Annotated in this window: 19 protein-coding genes; 17 read left to right on the forward strand and 2 right to left on the reverse strand. The window is 61.6% G+C overall.

The annotated features are described in order from the left end of the window. Together I6E56_RS14055 and I6E56_RS14060 are read left to right on the forward strand one after the other, a co-directional pair. A complete protein-coding gene (locus I6E56_RS14055) occupies positions 1-2,964 on the forward strand; it encodes an FtsK/SpoIIIE domain-containing protein (protein WP_197139149.1) in 2,964 nt (987 codons plus the stop codon). A gap of 210 nt (positions 2,965-3,174) precedes the next feature. Further along, the gene (locus tag I6E56_RS14060) at positions 3,175-4,380 is read left to right on the forward strand and encodes a PotD/PotF family extracellular solute-binding protein (protein WP_197139150.1); all 1,206 of its coding nucleotides are present in this window, start codon (positions 3,175-3,177) and stop codon (positions 4,378-4,380) included. 17 nt (positions 4,381-4,397) lie between these two features. Here the strand turns inward: I6E56_RS14060 and I6E56_RS14065 are convergent, their stop codons facing one another. Next, positions 4,398-5,381 carry an asparaginase gene (locus I6E56_RS14065; RefSeq protein ID WP_197139151.1) on the reverse strand — a complete coding sequence of 328 codons (984 nt, stop codon included), beginning with the start codon at positions 5,379-5,381 and terminating at the stop codon, positions 4,398-4,400. Between the two features lie 188 nt (positions 5,382-5,569). Between I6E56_RS14065 and I6E56_RS14070 the strand changes: the two genes are divergently transcribed. The 4 genes from I6E56_RS14070 (at position 5,570) to I6E56_RS14085 (ending at position 9,728) form a co-directional block, all read left to right on the forward strand. After that, the gene (locus tag I6E56_RS14070) at positions 5,570-6,049 is read left to right on the forward strand and encodes an OsmC family protein (RefSeq protein ID WP_197139152.1); all 480 of its coding nucleotides are present in this window, start codon (positions 5,570-5,572) and stop codon (positions 6,047-6,049) included. Positions 6,050-6,191: 142 nt separating this feature from the next. Further along, the gene (locus tag I6E56_RS14075) at positions 6,192-7,178 is read left to right on the forward strand and encodes an FKBP-type peptidyl-prolyl cis-trans isomerase (RefSeq protein ID WP_197139153.1); all 987 of its coding nucleotides are present in this window, start codon (positions 6,192-6,194) and stop codon (positions 7,176-7,178) included. Between the two features lie 49 nt (positions 7,179-7,227). Next, a complete protein-coding gene (locus I6E56_RS14080) occupies positions 7,228-8,310 on the forward strand; it encodes a 1-deoxy-D-xylulose-5-phosphate reductoisomerase (RefSeq protein WP_197139154.1) in 1,083 nt (360 codons plus the stop codon). 89 nt (positions 8,311-8,399) lie between these two features. After that, on the forward strand, positions 8,400-9,728 hold the full coding sequence (locus I6E56_RS14085) for an RIP metalloprotease (protein WP_197139155.1): 1,329 nt from the start codon (positions 8,400-8,402) through the stop codon (positions 9,726-9,728). A gap of 90 nt (positions 9,729-9,818) precedes the next feature. Here the strand turns inward: I6E56_RS14085 and I6E56_RS14090 are convergent, their stop codons facing one another. Continuing rightward, positions 9,819-11,015, reverse strand: coding sequence for an acetyl-CoA C-acetyltransferase (locus I6E56_RS14090; RefSeq protein WP_197139156.1), 1,197 nt, complete (start codon positions 11,013-11,015; stop codon positions 9,819-9,821). A gap of 127 nt (positions 11,016-11,142) precedes the next feature. On the opposite strand from I6E56_RS14090, the gene I6E56_RS14095 reads away from it, so the two are divergent. Genes I6E56_RS14095 through I6E56_RS14145 form a run of 11 tightly spaced genes read left to right on the forward strand, consistent with a single transcriptional unit; the run spans position 11,143 to position 21,017 of the window. Further along, the gene (locus I6E56_RS14095; RefSeq protein ID WP_197139157.1) at positions 11,143-12,333 is read left to right on the forward strand and encodes a substrate-binding domain-containing protein; all 1,191 of its coding nucleotides are present in this window, start codon (positions 11,143-11,145) and stop codon (positions 12,331-12,333) included. A 14-nt stretch (positions 12,334-12,347) separates the two neighbouring features. After that, entirely contained in the window at positions 12,348-13,103 is a 756-nt protein-coding gene (locus I6E56_RS14100; RefSeq protein WP_197139158.1) for an ABC transporter ATP-binding protein, read from the forward strand. Further along, complete coding sequence (locus tag I6E56_RS14105; RefSeq protein ID WP_197139159.1) at positions 13,100-13,795, forward strand: ABC transporter ATP-binding protein; 696 nt, start codon at positions 13,100-13,102, stop codon at positions 13,793-13,795. The genes I6E56_RS14100 and I6E56_RS14105 overlap by 4 nt, the downstream gene beginning before the upstream one ends. Beyond that, on the forward strand, positions 13,792-14,667 hold the full coding sequence (locus I6E56_RS14110) for a branched-chain amino acid ABC transporter permease (RefSeq protein WP_197108889.1): 876 nt from the start codon (positions 13,792-13,794) through the stop codon (positions 14,665-14,667). The genes I6E56_RS14105 and I6E56_RS14110 overlap by 4 nt, the downstream gene beginning before the upstream one ends. Further along, a complete protein-coding gene (locus I6E56_RS14115) occupies positions 14,664-15,743 on the forward strand; it encodes a branched-chain amino acid ABC transporter permease (protein ID WP_197139160.1) in 1,080 nt (359 codons plus the stop codon). The genes I6E56_RS14110 and I6E56_RS14115 overlap by 4 nt, the downstream gene beginning before the upstream one ends. Then, a complete protein-coding gene (locus I6E56_RS14120) occupies positions 15,740-17,302 on the forward strand; it encodes a class I adenylate-forming enzyme family protein (RefSeq protein WP_197139161.1) in 1,563 nt (520 codons plus the stop codon). Before I6E56_RS14115 ends, I6E56_RS14120 begins: the two co-directional genes overlap by 4 nt. Next, positions 17,299-17,955 carry a TetR/AcrR family transcriptional regulator gene (locus tag I6E56_RS14125; RefSeq protein WP_197108884.1) on the forward strand — a complete coding sequence of 219 codons (657 nt, stop codon included), beginning with the start codon at positions 17,299-17,301 and terminating at the stop codon, positions 17,953-17,955. Before I6E56_RS14120 ends, I6E56_RS14125 begins: the two co-directional genes overlap by 4 nt. Further along, positions 17,952-18,698: a 3-hydroxybutyrate dehydrogenase gene (locus I6E56_RS14130; protein WP_197139162.1), complete on the forward strand. Its 747-nt coding sequence runs from the start codon at positions 17,952-17,954 to the stop codon at positions 18,696-18,698. Before I6E56_RS14125 ends, I6E56_RS14130 begins: the two co-directional genes overlap by 4 nt. Continuing rightward, positions 18,695-19,603 (forward strand): alpha/beta fold hydrolase, encoded by a 909-nt coding sequence (locus tag I6E56_RS14135; protein ID WP_197139163.1) that lies wholly within the window; start codon positions 18,695-18,697, stop codon positions 19,601-19,603. The genes I6E56_RS14130 and I6E56_RS14135 overlap by 4 nt, the downstream gene beginning before the upstream one ends. Next, positions 19,600-20,376 carry a CoA transferase subunit A gene (locus I6E56_RS14140; RefSeq protein ID WP_197139164.1) on the forward strand — a complete coding sequence of 259 codons (777 nt, stop codon included), beginning with the start codon at positions 19,600-19,602 and terminating at the stop codon, positions 20,374-20,376. The genes I6E56_RS14135 and I6E56_RS14140 overlap by 4 nt, the downstream gene beginning before the upstream one ends. Then, positions 20,376-21,017: a CoA transferase subunit B gene (locus I6E56_RS14145; RefSeq protein WP_197139165.1), complete on the forward strand. Its 642-nt coding sequence runs from the start codon at positions 20,376-20,378 to the stop codon at positions 21,015-21,017. Before I6E56_RS14140 ends, I6E56_RS14145 begins: the two co-directional genes overlap by 1 nt. Positions 21,018-21,055: the final 38 nt, after the last annotated feature.

The following is a 21,055-nucleotide window of genomic DNA, read 5'->3' on the forward strand; positions in this document are numbered from 1 at the left end:
GTGACTGAATCTTCCCTTCCTGACCCGCGTATTTCTTTGCCTGCTCCGCCACAGGCGCCAGCGCCCTTCCGGTTTCCTGTGGTTGCGGCCATAGTGCCAGTAGTCGCGTCGGTCGCGATCTGGTTGATTACTGGCTCTGCTTTCGCGCTTGTTTTCGCCGCACTCGGGCCTCTGGCTGCGACCGGAAGTTATGTCGACTCGCGGATTACGGCGCGCAAGACGAAGCGCGTCGAGCGAGCGCGTTTCAGCGCGGATGTGGCAACAACCTCAGGTGAAATTCGCACCTATCACCGCCGCGAGCTCTCCGAACTGGAAGAAAGAACCCCCACCGCCATCATGCTGGTGAACGATGTACTCACCGATGCTTCGCGGTGGATGCGAGAGCCGGATGATGTGCTTCCCGTTCATCTTGGGTACGGCAATGTGCGCAGCAGTCTTGCTATCGACCGAGCCGGCGTGCACGACTCAGCGCCACGTGAGGTTCACGACGCCTATCGCGGTTTGACCGAGCAGGCGGAGTATGTAAGTTGCGCCCCTATTGCAGTAAATGCTCGCCTCGGAATCGCTCTTTTTGGCAACAATCTGATGGCACTATCGCTCGCGCGGTCGTTAGCGATCCAGCTCGCTCGCACGCTCGCTCCTACCTCGAGTTGGGTGCGCCTTACCGGAGTGTTCGCCGCTGAGACGTGGGGAGAGCGGTTGCCTCATCGCCTGCTGCGCTCGAACGGACATAGTGAGCAGCCGTCGCACGAGGGGAGCGCCGGCAGTGAGATCGCGAGTGTGCACTGGGGCGCGCTGGGCAATGCGAGTCCCCGCGTCTCGATCACGGTTGTCTCCGAAGAAAAACAGGTTCCAAGCGGGCATCGCATTGTCATCCGTACCAACGCCGAAGGTATTGCCGTTGTCCGCCATCCCGACCGTCACCAACGCCGTGATTTCGAGCCATCCTTACTCGGCAGAGAGCAGGCGTTGGTCTGGGCTCGAGCGGCGCACGACATCGCTGCTCGCGACGGTCTCGCCTCAGGTGATCACACGCTTCCTGGCTCGTTGGCCTTCGATGAGCTTGATAAGCGTCCGCGCACGGTTCACGGTTCAGCCCTAGAGCGACGCAAATCTTTGGTGGCACACCCTGCTGTAACGGCCTCGGGGGCACTGGCCATCGACCTTGTCGGCGATGGACCCCATGCCATCGTCGGTGGCACGACCGGCAGTGGCAAGAGCGAGCTCCTCATCGCGTGGGTGCTCGCGATGGCGGCAGAAACCTCACCGGACGATGTAACTTTCTTGCTGATCGACTTCAAGGGTGGCTCTGCTTTTGCGGGACTAACGCAACTTCCACACACCGTCGGAATCATCACCGATCTCGATGAGGCAGCCGCAGCGCGTGCATTCGCAAGTCTTCGTGCCGAATTGCGACATCGAGAACGTGTGCTGGCTATGGCTGGCGCGCGGGACATCTCAGAGCTTACGAACGAGCCTCGACTTGTGATCGTGGTCGACGAATTCGCGGCGATGATGGCGGACTACCCGCAACTTCACGCGCTCTTTAGCGACATAGCGGCGCGCGGGCGATCGCTCGGTGTGCATCTCATCCTGTGTACGCAGCGGCCATCGGGCGTTGTCCGTGACGCTCTGCTTGCCAACGCAGACTTGCGGATCTCTCTTCGCGTGAACAACGGGGCCGACAGCTCGGCGGTCATCGGCAGCGATCGCGCTGCGGAGCTGCCTGCCGATGCAAAAGGTCGCGCGTGGGTCGCGCACGGCTCCTCCTCGGCCGACCTTGTGCAGTTCGCGCTGGTCACGCCCCAGGACATCACTGCGGTGGCCGAGCGCTGGCCGGTCACAGGGCCACCGCGCCGTCCTTGGTGTGAGCCTCTGAGCGAACACGTCTCGCTCGGCACCGTGCTGGCCGCGCTCGGCGAAGAAAGGGACGGTGACAATTCGAATTCGGTGAGCTCAGATGTACTCCACTTCGGTATGACCGACTTGCCTGAACTCCAGCGCCACGGCATCGCCGGTTGGTCGCCGCTGGACGACGGACATTTGTTGCTTTTGGGCGCATCCGGCAGCGGTAAGACGACGGCGCTCACCACGCTTGCCCACGTGAGCGCGGCAGAGGTAACCGTGATGAGCGCTGAGCCTGCGGCATTCTGGGATTCCCTTGCGATCGCTTATGGTCGCCTTGATTTCAGCGATGAAGCGGCCTATCCACTGCAACCCACTCACCTCGTTATTGACGACATCGATGCTGTACTCGCGCGTTTCGACGACGAGTATCGTCCCGTGGTTGTGGAGCGGCTCACCCGAGTACTGAGGGAGGGCCCCGCCAACAGCATCTGGGTTATCGCTAGCGCTCAGCGAATCACTGCGCCGTTACAGTCGCTCTCGCCGCTGATGCCGAGCGTGCTGCGACTACATTTCAGCAATCGACAGGATTTCGTTCTTTCTGGGGGCGCTTCAGAAAACTTCGTCGCTAATTTGCCCGCTGGGGGAGGGCTTTGGAAGGGAAACAGGCTCCAAATTGCAGAGAGCGCAGAGTACCTTCCTGTGGCGGAACGAGTGTTAACCGCAACGCTGAACCCCGACCATCACGTCGTCGTGGCGAGCAGCCGTCCCGCTGCCAGCGTGGCTGCTTTTGCTGCCGCTGGCTGGGAGATACGCAACGTCGACGGCGCACCGGGGGCGGAACGAGATCTCATCATCAGCCCCAGCGGCGCAAGCTCTCCGATCGCGCTTATCGGGTCCGTCGACGAATGGCAATCACGGTGGGGCGCGCTGGCGACGCTGCGTTCCCACGCAACTGTGGTTCTTGACGGCTGCAGTCTTAGTGACTATCGCCAGCTCGCGCGCACTCGCGAGCTTCCGCCACCGCTAACCGGCGGGGCGCGCGAATACTGGCGTCTCAGCGACTCCGGTCAGACGCAGCGTGTGCGGGTGTCTCATCGCACCCCCGAAGCGGATTAGGCGCAGCGTGCCCAATTCGGGGTTGTACCGCGCTTCACGACAAAGAATTTGGCCCTGCGGTACCCGAATTGGGCACAATAATGGGGCGAATCTGGCTCGGAAACATGGAATTATTGCAACGGACCCGCAAGGCCCCTCCTAACTGGGGCTTTAACAAAGCAAACCGCGCTCACTACCATCGGGGTAACTGGTGGGGGCGAAGGAGAAACAGTGACGAGACCACTTCCGCAGGATCCGACGATCCAGCAGCTAATGCTGCAGGCGAAGCAATCTCAACTCAGCCGCAGGCGACTGCTGCAAGGAGCAGGGCTTGGCGCATCTGCGCTCGCTCTCGCAGCATGTGCTGCGCCTGATGGGTCTGAGGTGAATGACATATCCGATAGCGATAACTCGCTCGTGTGGGCAAGCTGGCCGTCATACATCGATGAAGATCTCAGCGGGCGCTCCCCAACGCTTAAGGCGTTTAGCGAGGAGACCGGAATTGACGTTGAGTACAATCCGATTGTCGAAGACAACGTTGGTTTCTACCTGACGATGAAAGACCAACTCTCTTTGGGAGAGCCGACGGGCGCAGACATCATTTGTGTCAGCGATTGGATGGCAGCACGACTCATCCGATTCGGGTACGCCCAAGAGATGGATGCGGCAAACATCCCCAACAAGGCAAATCTCACGGAGTCTCTCGCGAGCCCAGACTTTGACCCCGATCGGACCTACTCGCTGCCCTGGCAAAGTGGTTTCATCGGCCTCGCTTGGAACGCTGAGGAGTACCCCAGGGGAGTCCTCTCTGTCGATCAGCTGTGGAACGACGAGCTCAAGGGCAAAGTTGTCGTCCTCGCAGAAATGCGTCACACCATGGGAATGCTGTTGCTTGCTCAGGGTGTCGACATTGCTGAGGAAGATTGGGGAATTGAGGAGTATAAAAAGGCAAGCGCGGTGCTCGAAGAGCACCTGACGTCAGAGCACATCCTCGGTGTCTACGGCAGCGATTACCTCGAAAAGCTTAAGTCGGGCGAAGCTATTGCCGGGTTCGCTCGCGCCGGCGACGTTGTCGTTCTCAACGCTCAGGCTGGATATGAGAAGTTCAAATTCTTGCTTCCTGGCTCTGGTGGAACATTCTTCACCGACTCGCTCGTGATTCCCGCCGGTGCTTCCCATAAGGCAAGCGCCGAAAAGCTCATGAACTTCTACTATGACCCCGCTGTTGCGACTGAGGTCGTGGAGTGGATCCATTGCGTGAGCCCGGTTGAAGGAACGCTTGAGTACGCCATCGAGCACTTCCCGGCACTGGCGTCGAACCAATTCACCTTCCCTAATGCGACCGCAATGTCACGAGCGCGCACTTTCCGCACGCTCAGCACCACCGACGATCAGTCGTTCAACGCGGAATTCCGCCGCATAACGGGCAAGGGCTAGCCGGCAAGCGAAGTGTTTTACGCGAGCTCGAAACGGAGCTCGCCGACAGGGAGTCCACGGCCGAGCACCTGCTCGGTCGTGGCTGCCAGCACGCCGGCGACGGCATCCGCATCGAGCGCTCCAGCTTCAACAAGCAGCGAGAGCCCGACGGGCAGCAAGGGACGGATCGACCCGTCAAGAATCTTGAGAGTGACCGTAGTGCCGTCCGGGGCTGCCGCGATGAGAACGCCTTCGGCCCCGCGCTTCGCAACGATCCCGAGAGTATCCATTGCTTCGGCCACCTGGGGCATGTCGAGGCCCCAGGCGTTAGCGCGAATGGCGTTCACGAGGGCGGCAGCGTGCGGATCGGTGTCTGCCGTGGCGGTAACAACGCGCTGAATGGCGGTGGCAAGGGAGACCAGACTCATGGCGAAGACTGGAGCCCCGCATCCATCCGTTCCTTCATGCGCAATGGGCTTGCCCGTGAATTCGACTACCGTCTGCCGAATGCGCTCTTGGAGTGGATGCGCGTGCTCGAGGTAGCTTTCGAGGGGCCAGTCATTGACCATGCAGGCCGCCAAGAAGCTCGCGTGCTTGCCTGAACAATTCATCGCAAGGCGACGAGGAGCCTCGGAGGCACGTCGGGTCGCGGAATCAGCGGGCCAGTCAGGTGGGCAGCGCAAGTCATCTTCTGTGAGTCCGTAGGCGGCCAGGGTTGAAGCAACCACGTCTTGGTGGCGTTGGCTACCAGTGTGGCTGGCGCTCGCCAGCACGAGCTGTTCGTCGGTGAGGGCGACCCCTGATCGAAGAACGGTGATCGCCTGCATCGGCTTGAGCGTTGAGCGGGGATAGATAAGGGCATCGGGGTTGCCTAACCGGCGTTGTTCGGTGCCGTCGGGCGAGAGCACAACCGCGGCCCCCAAGTGGCGCGACTCGATCATCCCGGAGCGTTCAAGAACGGCGAGCTGAACGGTGTCGTTGACGGTGAGAGCGGTAGCAGCAGATGTCGAGGGGGAGTTCACTCTCCTACGTTATCGCCGCCGGAGTGTGCGTGGGTATGGCACGCTCGCGAACCGCAGTACGGCGTGCACCTCTCAGGACGGCGTGGCTTCCCAGCGTTGACCGATACGGTGATGGCGAGATAAGTGTTTGCCCGATCGCCCGGTGCGATCGCCAATGTCGGCCGCGGAGGTCGGTGAGGGAGATTTTGATGAACATCGACCACAATTTCGAAGCGCGCTTGGAATGGTCCGGAAATCTGGGCGAGGGCACCTCGAACTATCGCGGTTATTCTCGCCACAACGAGATCACCGCCGTGGGAAAGCATCCAATCGATGGTTCGAGCGCCCGCGTCTTTCACGGGTCCGCTGATCGTTGGAATCCCGAAGAGCTTCTTATCGCGGCGCTCAGCCAATGCCACATGTTGAGCTACCTGCACGTCGCAGTGAGCCGCGGCATCGTCGTGACGGCGTACCACGACGAAGTTTCCGGCACGATGAAACAGACGGACAACGGTGGCGGGCACTTCACCTCGGTCACGCTGCGACCCGTGGTCACCATCGCGGCGGGCAACTCCGAGGACGCCATGGATGCCCACGCTGAAGCGAGCCAGAAGTGCTTCATCGCCTCATCCGTCAACTTTCCGGTTTTGCACCAACCCCGAATCATCATGCAAGCTGAAGTCGAGTAATTGCCGCATTCACCTGAGTGCTGCGGGAGTGTCATAGCGGTTACAGGGAGAACTGTCGAGGTTTCGGCGGCGATTCCACACGCTTTGTACAGCCGCGGTACGGCAGGATTGGTGCTCCGTGTTCGTGTTGTGAAGGGTTCTTGTGCGTAAAGCGATTCCATTTTTGTTGACCATCGGCGTCGTGGCGTCGCTTGCGGCGTGTTCGCCCGCTGATACAACCACGACGGAGAGCGCCACCGGCGACTGCGTTCCGACAGCATCCGGTTCCGCTTCTGATGCGGTTGAAGTCAGTGGCGACTTCGGCGTAAAGCCGGAGGTCACTATCGACTTCCCGACCGACGTTTCAGAAACTGAGCGCACGGTTGCTATCGCCGGTGACGGTGACCTGATGGCGGTCGAAGCCTCCACCGCGAACGTTCAGTTCTCGCTGTACAGCGGTGCGACCGGAGAAGAACTTTCCTCCACGACGTACGACGAAACTGGCCTCACCCCGTTCCCCGTGGACGCTGAGCAGTTCTTGGTCGGAATCGTCAAGACCATTGAGTGCTCCACGGCAGGCACCCGCGTTGTCGGTGTGATTCCTCCCGAGGAATCCTTCGCCGATGACGAGAGCCGCGAATCGCTCGGAGTCGGCGCCGACGACGATATCGTCTTTGTTGTCGATGTTGTTTCTGTCGATGAGCCCGCTGAGCCTGCTCTTCCGCGCGCCGATGGTGAAGACCAGCCGGCAGTAGAAGGCTTCCCGACTGTCGAACTCGATGACGATGGCCGACCGACTATCACCATCCCCGACACTGACCCGCCAACGGAGCTCGAAGTTGCCGTGCTCAAGCAGGGCGACGGCGAAACTGTCGAAGAGAACTCGGATGTCGTTGTCCACTACGTGGGCATGAACTGGACCACCGGTGAAGTCTTCGACGAGAGCTGGGCTCGCGGAGAGCCGTCGACGTTCAACACCGGTCAGGTAGTGAGCGGATTCAAGACTGCGCTTGAGGGCCAGCAGGTCGGCTCGCAAATCATCGCCGTGCTTCCGCCAAGCGAAGGCTACGGTGAAGAGGGCAGCGAAAGCGCAGGAATTTCGGGCACTGACACCATCGTGTTCGTCGTAGACATTGTCGGTATCGGCTAACTCGCCCGGTCGTTGACGCACATTTATGTGAGCCAACTAAAGTAGCGGGATGCGCAAGATAATTCTGCTTGGATCGACGGGCTCGATCGGCACGCAAACCCTCGAGGTAATCGAGGCAAACCGTGATCGATTCGAGGTCGTCGGTCTGGCGGCAGGCAGCAACCGCACGCTCGTCGAAGAACAGGCGGCACGCTTTGGCGTGCAGCACATCGCCTTCGGTGCTGAGCAGGCCGCCCAACTGGTGCGGGATGTCCCTGCCGACGTCGTCGTGAACGGCATCACCGGTTCTGTAGGTCTGGGCCCTACGCTCGCGGCTCTCGAATCCGGTGCAACACTGGCCCTCGCCAACAAAGAGAGTCTGATTGTCGGCGGAGAACTGGTCACGTCGCGAGCGAAGCCCGGGCAAATTGTTCCTGTTGACTCGGAGCACTCGGCGATCGCCCAAGCGCTGCGCTCTGGCGATCACTCGGAGGTGCGCCGCTTGGTGCTCACGGCATCCGGGGGACCGTTCCGGGGCCGCACTCGGGATTCGCTGCGCGACGTAACTCCGCGGGAGGCGCTCGCGCACCCCACCTGGGATATGGGTCTCGTGATCACGACGAACTCTTCTACGCTCGTGAATAAGGGCCTCGAAGTGATCGAGGCGCACTTGCTGTTCGACGTGCCTTACGAGCGCATTGCTGTGACAGTGCATCCGCAGTCCATCGTGCATTCGATGGTTGAATTCGTCGATGGCTCGACGATCGCTCAGGCGAGTCCTCCAAACATGCGTTTGCCGATCTCTCTCGGTTTGGCTTGGCCAGAGAGGATTGCCGGCGTCGGAGCGCCGCTCGATTGGACGACGGCGAGCACGTGGAGCTTCGAACCTCTCGATAATGAGGTATTCCCGGCTGTGGAAATGGCCAAAGCTGTTGGTTCCGCGGGCCTGACGTTCCCGGCTGTGTTCAATGCGGCCAACGAGCAAGCGGTGCTTGCATTCCATGCTGGTGCCATTGGCTACCTCGATATTTTGGATGTCGTTGAGCAAGTGGTGCAGAGCCATGAGCCGGCCGAACTCACTCTCGATGCGCTATCGGAGGCCGAGTCGTGGGCGCGACGCACGGCGGATGCCGTTGTGGCGACCCGCTCCTAACAACGCATTCGCCCCCAATGCGGGGTGGTTCTGGGGCTTCCACAGCACCAGTACAGGCGGGCGTCGGTGCTCGTGACTATTCTTAGCGAGTGGAAAACGTGCTCTTGTACATTCTTGGCGTCCTGATTCTTGTCGTCGGGCTCGCTGTATCTATTGGCCTGCATGAAATTGGTCATTTGCTGCCGGCGAAGCTCTTTGGCGTGCGCGTTGGTCAGTACATGATCGGCTTCGGCCCCACAGTTTTCTCACGCAAGCGCGGCGAGACGGAGTATGGCCTTAAGGCCATTCCGCTCGGCGGATATATCTCGATGGCTGGCATGTTCCCTCCCGGCAAGGCGCAGGAGGGTTCACGCAGTGCGACAACGGGCATCTTTCAAACGCTTGTGCAGGACGCGCGTGAGTCCAGCGCCGACACCATCATCGATGGCGATGAGTCGCGTGCGTTTTACAAACTGCCGGTGTTCAAGCGGGTAATCATCATGCTCGGTGGGCCGTTTATGAACTTGCTCATTGCGATCGTGATGTTTGCAATTCTGTTGATGGGTTTCGGAACGGCTCAAGCCTCCACGACGATCAGCACTGTCTCTGAGTGCGTGATTCCTGCGTCCGCCGACAGAGATGTCTGCGCTGCGAGCGATCCCGTGGCCCCGGCGCTTGCTGCCGGTATCCAGCCTGATGATCGCATTGTGTCGATGGATGGCGAGCCGATCGAGACGTGGGACGAGATCACTGAGCACATTCGCGCTGCGGCGGGGGACGAACTCACGATCGTGGTCGAGCGTGCAGGCGAGGAGGTCACGTTGACGGCCGAGCCTCTGCTCGCCGAGCGTTACGTCTACGACGACAGTGGCGAGATCGTCGAGAACGATGAGGGCGAAGCACTCACTGAGGAGTACGGCTTCTTGGGTATCGGGCCGGCGGCTGAGACAGTGCGTCAACCTGTGACCGCTGTGTTGCCTGCTGTTGGCGATAACGTCGTCGCTGTAGCGGAGGTCGTCCTGACGCTTCCGCAGCGCATGGTTGATGTCGCGGTTGCAGCATTCGGCACGGAGGAACGCGACCCGAATGGCCCGATTGGCCTCGTCGGTGTCGGGCGTATTGCTGGAGAGGCAACGAGCTTGGAGGCGGCGACTGTCGCGGACCGTGCCGCGTATCTCATTAGCCTGGTCGGGTCCCTCAACGTTGCACTCTTTGTCTTCAACCTCGTGCCGCTCCTGCCGCTCGATGGTGGTCACATTGTGGGTGCACTCTTCGAGGGCGTGCGCCGCTTCTTCGCGAAGCTATTCGGTAAGCCAGATCCCGGGCCGCTTGATACTGCCAAGTTCGTGCCACTGACCCTTGTTGTCGTTGTGCTCCTCGGGCTCATGACCTTGATGTTGGTCTACGCCGACATCGTGAAGCCCATCTCACCGTTCTAGCTTCGAGCGAGTCTGACGCGCGAGTCCGCCGACTGAGCCGAGCTGGCGCTGTGGTCGCATTCAACTGAACGCGACCACAGCTACGCAGCTTTAGCGCGTGAGCAGCAGGGCGTCGCCCTGACCGCCGCCGCCACAGAGTGCAACGGCAGCACGGCCTGAGCCGCGGCGTGCCAGCTCGTGGGCAGCGTGTACGACGAGGCGAGCACCGGATGCTCCGACCGGGTGGCCGATCGCGATAGCGCCTCCGTGAATGTTTACGATGTCGTGGCTCAACCCGAGCTCGGACGTTGAGCGCAGGCTCACCGCGGCGAAGGCTTCGTTGATCTCGGCAAAGTCGAGATCCCCGGCGCTCCAGCCGGCGTTGTCGAGAGCAGCGGCAATAGCGCGCGCGGGCTGCGAGTGCAACGAGTTGTCTGGCCCGGCGACGTGACCCGAGCGGTCGAGCACAGCAAGCCACGGCAGATTGTGTTCTTCGGCCCACGCGCGGCTGGCCAGAATCACGGCAGAAGCACCGTCGCTCAGGGGCGAGGAGTTGCCAGCGGTAATGGTGCCCTCGGGGTCGAAAGCGGGGCGCAACCCAGCAAGGGTGTCGACGGTGGTGTTGGCGCGCACGCCCTCATCCGTGTCGAGAACGAGGTCATCGCCCTTACGTTGGGGGATAGTGACGGGCACGATTTCGTCGGCGAAAACTCCAGCCTCAATCGCGGCGGCTGCCCGCTGGTGCGAGGCGGCAGCGATCTCGTCCTGCTCGGTGCGACCGATCTCGAGGCGTCCGTTGTGGCGTTCGGTGCTTGCGCCCATCGACTCAGCATCGAAGGCATCCGTGAGGGCATCGTGGGCGGCGGTGTCGAGGGCCGAGATGGTGCCGTATGCCCAGCCCATGCGCGATCCCGGGAGAACGTGAGGAGCGTTGGTCATCGACTCTTGGCCGCCGGCAGCCACAACGCTGGCTTCGCCGAGACGGATGAGGCGAGCGGCATCCACAATGGCGGCAAGCCCGGAGAGGCAGACCTTGTTCACCGTGACGGCGGGGGTTTTCCAAGCGAGGCCTGCCGCGATGGAGGTCTGGCGCGCAGGGTTTTGGCCAGCGCCGGCCTGAATCACCTGACCGAAGATCACCTGATCGATGTCGTCGACATCCACGCCGGAGCGTTCAACGGCGGCGCGCAGCGCGATGGCGCCGAGTTCGACAGCGGTGAGAGCGGCAAGTTGTCCGCGCAGTTTCCCTTGAGGGGTGCGTGTTGCCGAGAGGATCACTACGTCGTTGGGTGCGGGGGTGTTGGCCACTGTGCAAACTCCTTTGTTTATGTGCCGTTCTTGACAGCGCGGTTGCGCAACCATAGGCTACATGAAACCTGAACCGGGTCTCAGGTTCAGATCACAATCCTCCTAAGGCAGCAGGAAAGGTCCCATCATGCGGGTCAGTAAAAAATACCTCGCTCCGGCGTTAATTGCGACGGTTGCACTCACACTGGCGGGCTGCGCCCCCAGTGCTGATGGCGGAACAGGTGGCGACGAACTCGCTCCCGTCGACATCTCCATCATTACCTCTCAGACCGGAGCCTTGGCAGCGTACGGTGAGGCCTATCTCGCCGGCTTCGATGCCGGGCTCGACTACGCCACCGACGGCACAGGCGCCGTTGACGGCCGCGAGCTCAACATCGAAATCACGGATGACGCCGGCGACGCTGACAAGGCTGTCACCGCCGCGAAAGACGTGATTGGCCAGGGCCAGAAGATCATCATCGGCACGGTCTCCTCCGGAATCGCGCTCGCTATTGCTGAGCAGGCCGAACAGAACAAGGTTCTCTACATTTCCGGGCCGGCCGCGGCTGACGGCATCACCGGCGTGAACGATTACACGTTCCGCTCGGGTCGTCAGAGCTACCAAGACGTCGCGACAGCCGGTACCTTCATCGGTGACCCGGCAGGCCAGTCTGTTCTGGTCTTCGGCCAAGACACCGCTTTTGGTCAGGGCAACGTAGCGGCAGCAACCGCCGTTCTAGGCGGCCAGGGTGCTGACGTGACGAGCCTTCTCGTTCCCGAAGATGCCACCGAGTTCACCCCGTTCGCACAGCAGATCGTTGATGCTCAGCCCGACCTCGTGTTCGTCGCGTGGGCCGGAGCAACCTCGGGCGCGATGTGGGAGGCGCTCAGCCAGCAGGGCGTGTTCGATAGCGTTCCGGTAGCAACCGGTCTTGGCGACATCTCGACGTACGGCGCTTACGGCGCCGCGAGCGACCAGATCAGCTTCCTCAACCACTACTTCGCAGGAGCGACCGACAATGACGCCAACAGCGCCATGATCAGCTACCTCGAAGCAGAGGGCAAGCAGGCCGACCTGTTCTCGCCCGACGGCTTCGTTGCCGCTCAGATGGTTGTTCAGGCAGTGCGTGAAGGTGGCGACGACGTCGACGCAATGATCGCCGCGCTCGAAGGCTGGACCTTCGATTCCGTCAAGGGATCGATCACGGTTCGCGCTGAAGACCACGCGATGATCCAGCCGATGTTCCAAGTCTCGCTGGTCGCCGATGGCGACTCGTGGATTCCTGAGCTCGTCACGGCCGTCGATGCTGACGCCGTAACCCCGCCCATCGCAGAGTAAGTACCTAGAGAACTATGTCGAACCAGCCCGTGCTCACGGTCGAGCACCTTGCCCTCACGATCGGGGGAGCCGTCATCATCGATGACGTGTCCCTCTCGATCGCCCAGGGTGAGATGCTCGGCGTGATCGGCCCGAATGGGGCCGGAAAAACCACGCTCTTCAACCTCATCTCGGGGGTGATGACTCCCACAGCGGGAACCGTCACTCTTGAAGGGCGTGATGTCACGAATCAGACCATTGATGCGCGGGCCCGGGCTGGGCTCGGCAGAACCTTTCAAACATCCAGCCTCTTCCCGGCGCTCAGTGCGCTGGAGAACGTGCGCCTCGCCGCTCAAGTGAAGCTGGGCGGTGCCACCTCGGTACTGCGCTTTCCGCGGTCGCACGACAAAGCGACCACGATTGCTCGAGCTCGCCTCGACGAGGTCGGGCTCAGCCACCACGCCGCAACGGAGGCGGGGGTGCTGTCGCACGGTGACAAGCGCAAGCTCGAAATCGCCATGTTGTTGGCTACCGATCCCAGCGTCATCCTGCTCGACGAGCCGATGGCCGGTGTCGCTTCTGGCGACGTTGCCGGGCTCACCGAAGTTATTCGCCAGGTTCACCAGTCGGGTCGCACCGTGCTGATGGTCGAACATCACATGGATGTCGTTCTCGGCCTTGTCGACCGGGTCGCCGTTATGCACCATGGCAGTGTGCTCGCGTGTGACACCCCGGATGCCGTCATGGCAGACGAAGCGGTGCAGAAGGCCTATTTGGGGGCGCCACTATGACCGAATCGATTCTGACGGTTGCTGGTTTGAACGCCAGCATCGAGGGTCAGCAAGTTGTCGAGGATGTGAGCTTTGAGATGCTCCCCGTCGGCGTGACGGCGCTTCTCGGCCGCAATGGTGTTGGTAAGACGAGCACTCTGCGGGCCATCATGGGCCTCATCGAGCGCTCGGGTGAAGTGACGATTGCGGGGGAGCGCGTTGATCGCGAGCCGACTCACCGCATCGTGCAGCGGGGCGTTGGTTATGTTCCCGAAGACCGCGAAGTTTTTTCCTCGCTCACCGTGAACGAGAATCTCCGTTTGGCTGAGCGTGATTCCACGCCGAACCGCCAACTCATTGAAGAACTTTTTCCGGACCTCATTGCGCGGGCCGGTCAGCTTGCTGGCACCCTCTCGGGTGGCCAACAGCAGATGGTGTCACTGGCGCGAGCGCTCGTGAACGACAACAAGGTCCTCCTCGTTGACGAACCGACCAAGGGCCTCGCGCCGTTGATTGTGATGGATGTCGCGAAAGCACTCGAACGTGCCGCTCAAACCGTGCCGGTGCTCCTGGTCGAACAGAACTTGCAGGTCGTGCGGATGCTCGCCGAGAAGGCCATCGTGCTCGAAGGCGGTCGCGTGGTTTACGACGGCAGCGCCGAAGAACTCTTGGGCAACGAAGCCCTCACGAAAGAATTGTTGGGGGTCGCGTGAGCACCATAATTCTCCTGCTCATCACAGGACTGGGCCTCGGTGCGCTCTACTTCTTGGTCGCCTCCGGTCTCTCTCTGATTTACGGCCTTATGGGCGTGCTGAACTTTGCGCACGGCTCGTTCCTGACTCTCGGTGCCTTCGCCGGCTGGGAGCTCTCGAGACGGATGGGCGGCGAAAGCTGGGGCACCCTCATCGCCTCGATGCTGCTCGGAATGGTCGTCGGTGCTGCTGTAGCGGCCGCGACCGAGTTTCTGCTCATCCGGCGTCTCTACAACCGGCATATCGAGCAAGTGCTCGTGACGGTCGGATTGGCGCTCGCGACGGTTGCACTGTTCGAGGGCATCTGGGGTACCGACCCGATCTACGTGACAGCACCTCCGTGGTTGTCGCAGACCACCGAGATCTTGGGGGCCCGCGTTCCCAACGACCGTTTCTTGATGATCGGTGCGGCAGTTCTGGTGCTGCTCGGAATCGTTGCCTTCTTGCGCTACACCCGCTTCGGCCTCATCATTCGGGCCGGCGTTGAAAACCGCTCCATGGTGACCGCGCTCGGTATCGATGTGCGCAAGGCCTTCACCGTCGTGTTCGCGATCGGTGGCGCTGCCGCCGGTTTGGGCGGCGTCCTCGCCTCGCACTACTTCGGCTACGTTTCGCCCCAGCTCGGCGGATCGCTACTGATCTTCGCGTTCATTGTCACCGTGATCGGTGGCCTGGGTTCACTCGCTGGCGCCGCTATCGCGTCGGTGGTGGTCGCCGTCCTGCAGCAGTTTGCGAACTATTTCTGGGGTGGAACAGGTGACCTCATGGTCGTTCTCCTGCTCGCCGTCGTCTTGTTGGTGCGCCCAACCGGAATCTTGGGGAAGAAAGCATGAAGTCGCTCGCACACCTGAGTCAGCGCACCTGGTGGATCGTCGGCGGCGTTCTCGTCGTCGTAGCCGCACTGCTGCCACTGCTCAACCTCTCGATCCCCGGCGTGCTGCCGGGCGCCACCTACACGCCTGGCACGCTTCAACTGCTCGCGCTCGCTTTGCTCTTTGCGTCGCTGGCGCTCAGCTACCACTTGCTCTTTGGCACGGCCGGGATGCTGTCCTTCGGCCACGCGCTGTACTTCGCTCTCGGGGCCTATGGTCTCGGCATAGTGCTGCAGCAGACCGAGCTGACGCTGATTCCTGCTCTCGGGCTGACGCTCGCGGTTGTCATTGCCGCCGCGTATCTCCTGGGCTCGCTGAGTCTGCGCGTCACGGGGATTTCTTTCGCGATGGTCACGCTCGCCTTCGCTCAAGCCGGCAACGTGCTCGTGCGACGCAACCCCGCCATCACGGGTGGTGAAGAAGGCCTGCGACTCGACACCGAGCACATCCCAGATTTCTTCATCGGAGTGATCAACACCCGCAACCTGTACTGGCTTTCACTCGCATTGCTCGTCGTTGTGTTCGTCGTTGTCGCGTGGTTCGAAAACTCGCGTGCTGGCCACGCCGTGACGGCAACTCGGGAAAACGAGTTGCGCGTGCGGGTGCTCGGCCTCCGTCCCTTCGGCGTGAAGCTCATGGCGTTCGTTATCGCCTCCGTGCTGGCATCGCTCGTGGGAATGGTGCACTTGCTGCTGCAAAGCGGCACCACACCGCGGGCCACTTCGGCCGATTTCACGCTCACCATTCTTGTGATTGTGGTGCTCGGAGGTGTCGGCTCGCGCTGGGGCGCCATCGTCGGCGGCATCATCTACACGCTGCTCGACCAGCGGCTCACCGCGCTCGCAAGTTCGGATGCCATCGATGGACTTCCCGCGATTTTGCGCATTCCTCTCTCCGAACCGCTCTTTATCCTCGGCACCCTGTTTATCCTTGTGGTGTTGTTCCTTCCCGGAGGAATCGCCGGTGCGGTGAAGCGCCTCTCCACAGGCACCTCTGCCACACCGTCAGAGCGCAAGCTGCTTGAGGAGGCGGAATGACCCAGTCTGAAGGGCTACACACGCTAGGGCGGTGGACCGCCGACCGCGCACTCGCGACACCAGACAGAGTTGCTGTCGATGACCGCGGTGTCGTGCTGACCTACCGCCAACTGGATGATCGGGCTACGGCGCTCGCCGAAGCCTTCCTCGATGGCGGCTATGGTGTTGGCGATCGCATCGCCACCATCACGGGCAATAGCTCGGACCACGTCGTCGTGTTCTTCGCCTGCGCCAAGGCCGGACTCGTGCTCGTGCCGCTCTCGTGGCGTTTGTCGCCGAGGGAGATCGCCCAACAACTGGAACAGGCCGACCCCGCACTGCTGCTCGTTGAGGACGAGTTCGCAACCTTGGCAACCCTCGCCACCGACCGCCTCATTGCACCGATCGCTCGCGGCATCCTTGGCACTCACGGTATTGAACGCGACATTGTCGCCCCGCTCCAGCATGCGAGCGTCGACCCCGTGCGTCGTGCCGTGCGCGACGACGATCCTCTGCTGATCATCTTCACCTCGGGAACTCTCGAGCAGGCCAAGGGCGCGATCCTCACTCACGCCAATTGCTTCTGGACCAACCTTTCGCTCTCGCGCACGGCCGAGATCACGAGCGCCGACACTGTGCTCGCGGTCATGCCGCAGTACCACGTCGGTGGTTGGAACATTCAGCCGCTGCTGGCCTGGTGGATGGGCGCGACCGTTGTGCTCGAGCGCACGTTTGATCCGGCCCGAGTGCTGCAGCTCATCGCCGACCGCCGCATCACCACGATGATGGGCGTGCCCGCGAACTACTTGATCCTGTCGCAGCATCCGCGATTCGCTTCAAGCGACCTCTCGAGCCTTGAACATGCCATTGTCGGGGGAGCGCCGATGCCCGAACCGCTCTTGCGCGTCTGGCACAGCCGCGGGGTCGCCCTCACTCAGGGTTACGGTCTTACCGAGGCAGCGCCGAACGTCTTGTGCCTGCCCGATGAAGAAGCGCGCACGCGCATCGGCTCGGCCGGCAAGCCCTACCCTCATGTGGATGTTGACATCGCCGACCCCGTGACGGGAGAACGCATCGAGGGCGCGGGCCAGGGCGAATTACTCGTGCACGGCCCCGGAGTCTTCAGCGGCTACTTTCGTGCCCCCGAAGCTACAGCGCTCGCGCTCCGCAACGGCTGGCTGGCAACCGGCGATCTCGTCAGTCGCGACGCGGAGGGCTACTACCGCGTGCTCGACCGCCTCAAAGACATCTTCATCACCGGGGGAGAATCTGTCGCCCCCGCCGAAATCGAAGGTGTGCTGTTCGGGCATCCGGCGATTGCCGACGTTGCCGTCGTTGGGGTGCCCGACGAGACGTGGGGCGAAGTCGCTATCGTCTGGGTGGTCGTGCGATCAGGAGCATCGACCGACGAGACCGACGTTCTCGAGTTTGCTCGGGCAAGTCTCGCCAAGTTCAAAGTGCCCAAACGAGTGATTTTCGTTGAACAGATTCCTCGATCATCCAGCGACAAAGTCCGTCGCCGAGTATTGCTAGAGCAATGGACCGAACAGCCAACACACCACGGACGGATCAGTTCATGAGCACACCCCTTACCGCTCGCGGCACTCGCACTAAGACGAAGTTGATCGAGGCTGCCGAAACAATCTTTGCCCGCTATGGCTACACGGATGCCTCGGTCGTGCGCATCACAGAAGAGGCCGGCGTTGGCCAAGGCACGTTCTATCTCTACTTCGCAAGCAAGCTCGAAATCTTCGAAGAGCTCGTTGAGGATCTCAACCGCCGCGTTCGTCGTGCCATGAGCGAAGCGTCGGGGGCGGCATCCAACCGCATCGAATCAGAGCGTGCTGGGTTCAGGGCTTTCTTCGAATTCACCGCCGAACATCCCGCCCTCTACCGCGTCGTGCGCGAGGCCGAGTTCGTGTCGCCCAAGTCGCTGCGTCTGCACTATTCCCGCATCGTCGACGGCTACATCGAGGGCCTCAAAGAAGCTCAACTGCTCGGCGAAATCGGAGACATCGACCCGACCGTCGCCGCGTGGGCCCTCATGGGAATCGGCGAAATGATCGGGATGCGCTGGGTGCTGTGGGGCGATTCGCCCGACGCCGGCCACGATGCTGACCCGACCGCGAGCGGTACCTCCCGCGTGCCCGATGAAGTTCTCGATCAGATGATTACGTTTATCCGCCGCGCTTTGGCCGTGCCAGAGCCGCGCACCGAAGGAGTCGAGAAATGACCGATCTCACGGGCCGTCGAGCCCTCGTCACCGGCGGAGCGAGTGGAATTGGCGCCGCGTGCACCGAGTCACTTGCTCGCGCTGGAGCCCACGTCATCGTGGCCGACCTCAATGGTGATGCCGCGAAGGCTCAAGCCGACCGCATTGGTGGTGAAGCGTGGCAGATTGACCTCACCGACACGGTGGCGCTCGCCGATCTCACGCTCGACGTGGATGTCATCGTCAACAACGCGGGCATCCAACACGTGAGCCCCATCGAGAGCTTCGATCCGGCGATGTTCAGCCGCATCCTTGACCTCATGGTTAAGGCACCGTTCTTGCTCGTTCGGGCTGCTCTGCCGAAAATGTACGAGCGTGAGTTCGGCCGCATCATCAACATCAGCTCGGTACACGGGCTCCGTGCCTCGCCGTACAAGTCGGCGTATGTCACCGCGAAGCACGGACTAGAGGGCTTCTCGAAAGTCACAGCGCTCGAGGGCGGCGCCCACGGCGTCACAAGCAATTGCGTCAACCCTGGCTACGTGCGCACACCGCTCGTCGAAAAGCAGATTGCCGATCAGGCCAAGGTGCACGGCATCCCAGAATCTGAAGTCGTCGAGAAAGTCATGCTCACCGAGAGCGCGATCAAGCGACTGCTCGAACCGAGTGAGGTCGCCGACCTCGTGCTCTGGCTCGCGGGTGACACGGCCGGAATGGTCACAGGCGCCTCGTACACGATGGATGGCGGCTGGAGCGCACGATGACCGAGCAACACACCACCATCACGTGCCTGGTCGACGGCGGTGAACTCACCGCGGCGATGTGGGAACCCGAGTCGGAACCTCGCGGCACTATCCTGCTCATCCACGGCATCACGGCATCGCATATGTCGTGGCCGCTTGTCGCGGCTTCGTTCCCCGACTACCGGGTAATCGCGCCCGATCTGCGCGGTCGCGGTGCGAGCCGAGACCTTCCCGCACCGTTCGGGATGCCGCAGCACGCGAAGGACATGAACGCGCTGTTGGCTGCAACCGGCACTGCGTCCGCGCTCGTCGTCGGGCATTCGATGGGTGCTTTCGTCGCGGCAACGTTGGCGGCGCAGTACCCGGAGCGTGTCTCGAGCCTTCTCTTGATCGATGGCGGTTTGCCGATTCCGGCACCCGAGGGCGTGTCAATGGAAGATCTGCCGCAGGTGATTTTGGGGCCGGCTGTTGATCGGCTGTCGATGACATTCGCCGACCGCGAGAGCTACCAAGAGTTTTGGCGAGTGCACCCGGCGTTTGCCGATAACTTCACTGAGGCCATCCGCGACTATGTCGATTACGACTTGGTGGGAACTGCCCCCGAGCTGCACCCGGCGAGCAACCTTGCTGCGGTCAGTTTCGATGCGCTGCAGTTGAGCGGCGACACCGACTATCTTGCCGGGCTTCAGGGGCTCACGATGCCCGTGCACTTCATCCGGGCGCCGCGGGGTCTTCTCAATCAGGTTCCGGCGTTGTATTCTCCGGAACAGTGCGACCAATGGCGGTCGGAGCTTCCTCACGTGGAGTTTCACGAGGTGCCAGACGTCAATCACTACACGATTACTTTGACGCCACGTGGTGCAGACCGTGTCGCGGGCGTCATGACCGAATTATTAGCGAATCAACCGCGGGAGGTCCGAGCGTGAGCATCGATAAGACAGTGGGGTCAGCAGCCGAAGCGGTCGCTGATATTCCCAGCGGGGCATCTCTTGCCGTTGGCGGCTTCGGCCTCTGCGGTAATCCGATGGTGCTCATCCAAGCGCTGCTCGAGTCGGGGTCAGACGATCTCAGCATTGTCAGCAACAACTGTGGTGTGGACGATTGGGGGCTTGGCGTTCTGCTTGCTGCCCGCCGCATCCGCAAGATGACGTCGTCGTATGTGGGAGAAAACAAGGAGTTCGAGCGCCAGTTTTTGACCGGCGAGCTTGAAGTCGAGCTGACGCCTCAAGGTACTTTGGCCGAGAAGTTGCGTGCTGGTGGCTCGGGTATTGGTGCATTTTTCACTCAGACGGGCGTGGGCACGCAGGTCGCCGAGGGCGGCCTACCGCGTCGGTACGACGGTTCGGGCGGCATTGCGATTGCCTCGCCCCAGAAAGAGGTTCGCTCATTCGAGGTCAACGGCACCGCCAAAGACTTCGTGCTCGAAGAGTCGATCACGACAGACTTTTCGCTCGTGCACGCTCTCAAGGGTGACCGTCACGGCAACCTCGTCTTCGCTAAGTCGGCGCGCAACTTCTCGCCGCTGGCCGCGATGGCTGGCCGCGTCTGCATCGCCCAGGTCGAAGAACTCGTGGAGCCCGGTGAGATCGAGCCGGATGCCGTTCACTTGCCCGGCGTGTATGTCACGCGGATCATCGAGGTTGGCCCCGATGTCGAGAAAAGGATCGAACGTCGCACAGTGCAGAAGGTGGTCGCATAATGGCTTTGACTCGCGAAGAAATGGCGGCGCGTGCCGCTCTCGAACTGGCTGATGGCTCCTATGTGAACCTCGGTATCGGCCTTCCGACCCTGGTGCCGAATTACGTTCCCGAGGGCCGCACGGTTGTGCTGCAGTCGGAGAATGGCATCCTCGGCGTTGGGCCATACCCCACCGAAGGAAATGTCGATCCCGACCTCATCAACGCGGGAAAAGAGACGGTCACGACTCTCCCGGGCACCGCCTTCTTCGATTCCGCTATGAGCTTCGGAATGATCCGCGGCGGCAAGATCGATGCGGCCATTCTCGGCGCCATGCAGGTGTCGGTGGCCGGTGACCTCGCCAACTGGATGATCCCCGGCAAGATGGTCAAGGGTCCAGGCGGCGCCATGGACCTTGTGCACGGCGCGGCTCGCGTCATCGTTCTCATGGAGCATGTCGCCAAAGATGGCAGCCCCAAGATCGTGAACGAGTGCTCGCTACCGCTGACCGGCCGCGGTGTCGTTCACCGCATCATCACCGATCTCGCCGTGATTGATATCACCGATCGCGGGCTCGTGCTTCGTGAACTTGCCCCCGGCGTTGATGAAGCGACCGTTCGCGCAGCCACTGAACCCGAGCTCATTGTCGAGCTCACTTCCTAACCAGTTTCGCCACCACCCGTAGTTCAACTCACCAAAGG

The sequence above is a fragment of the Salinibacterium sp. NK8237 genome, assembly GCF_015864955.1.
In the GTDB taxonomy this organism is placed as follows: domain Bacteria; phylum Actinomycetota; class Actinomycetes; order Actinomycetales; family Microbacteriaceae; genus Rhodoglobus.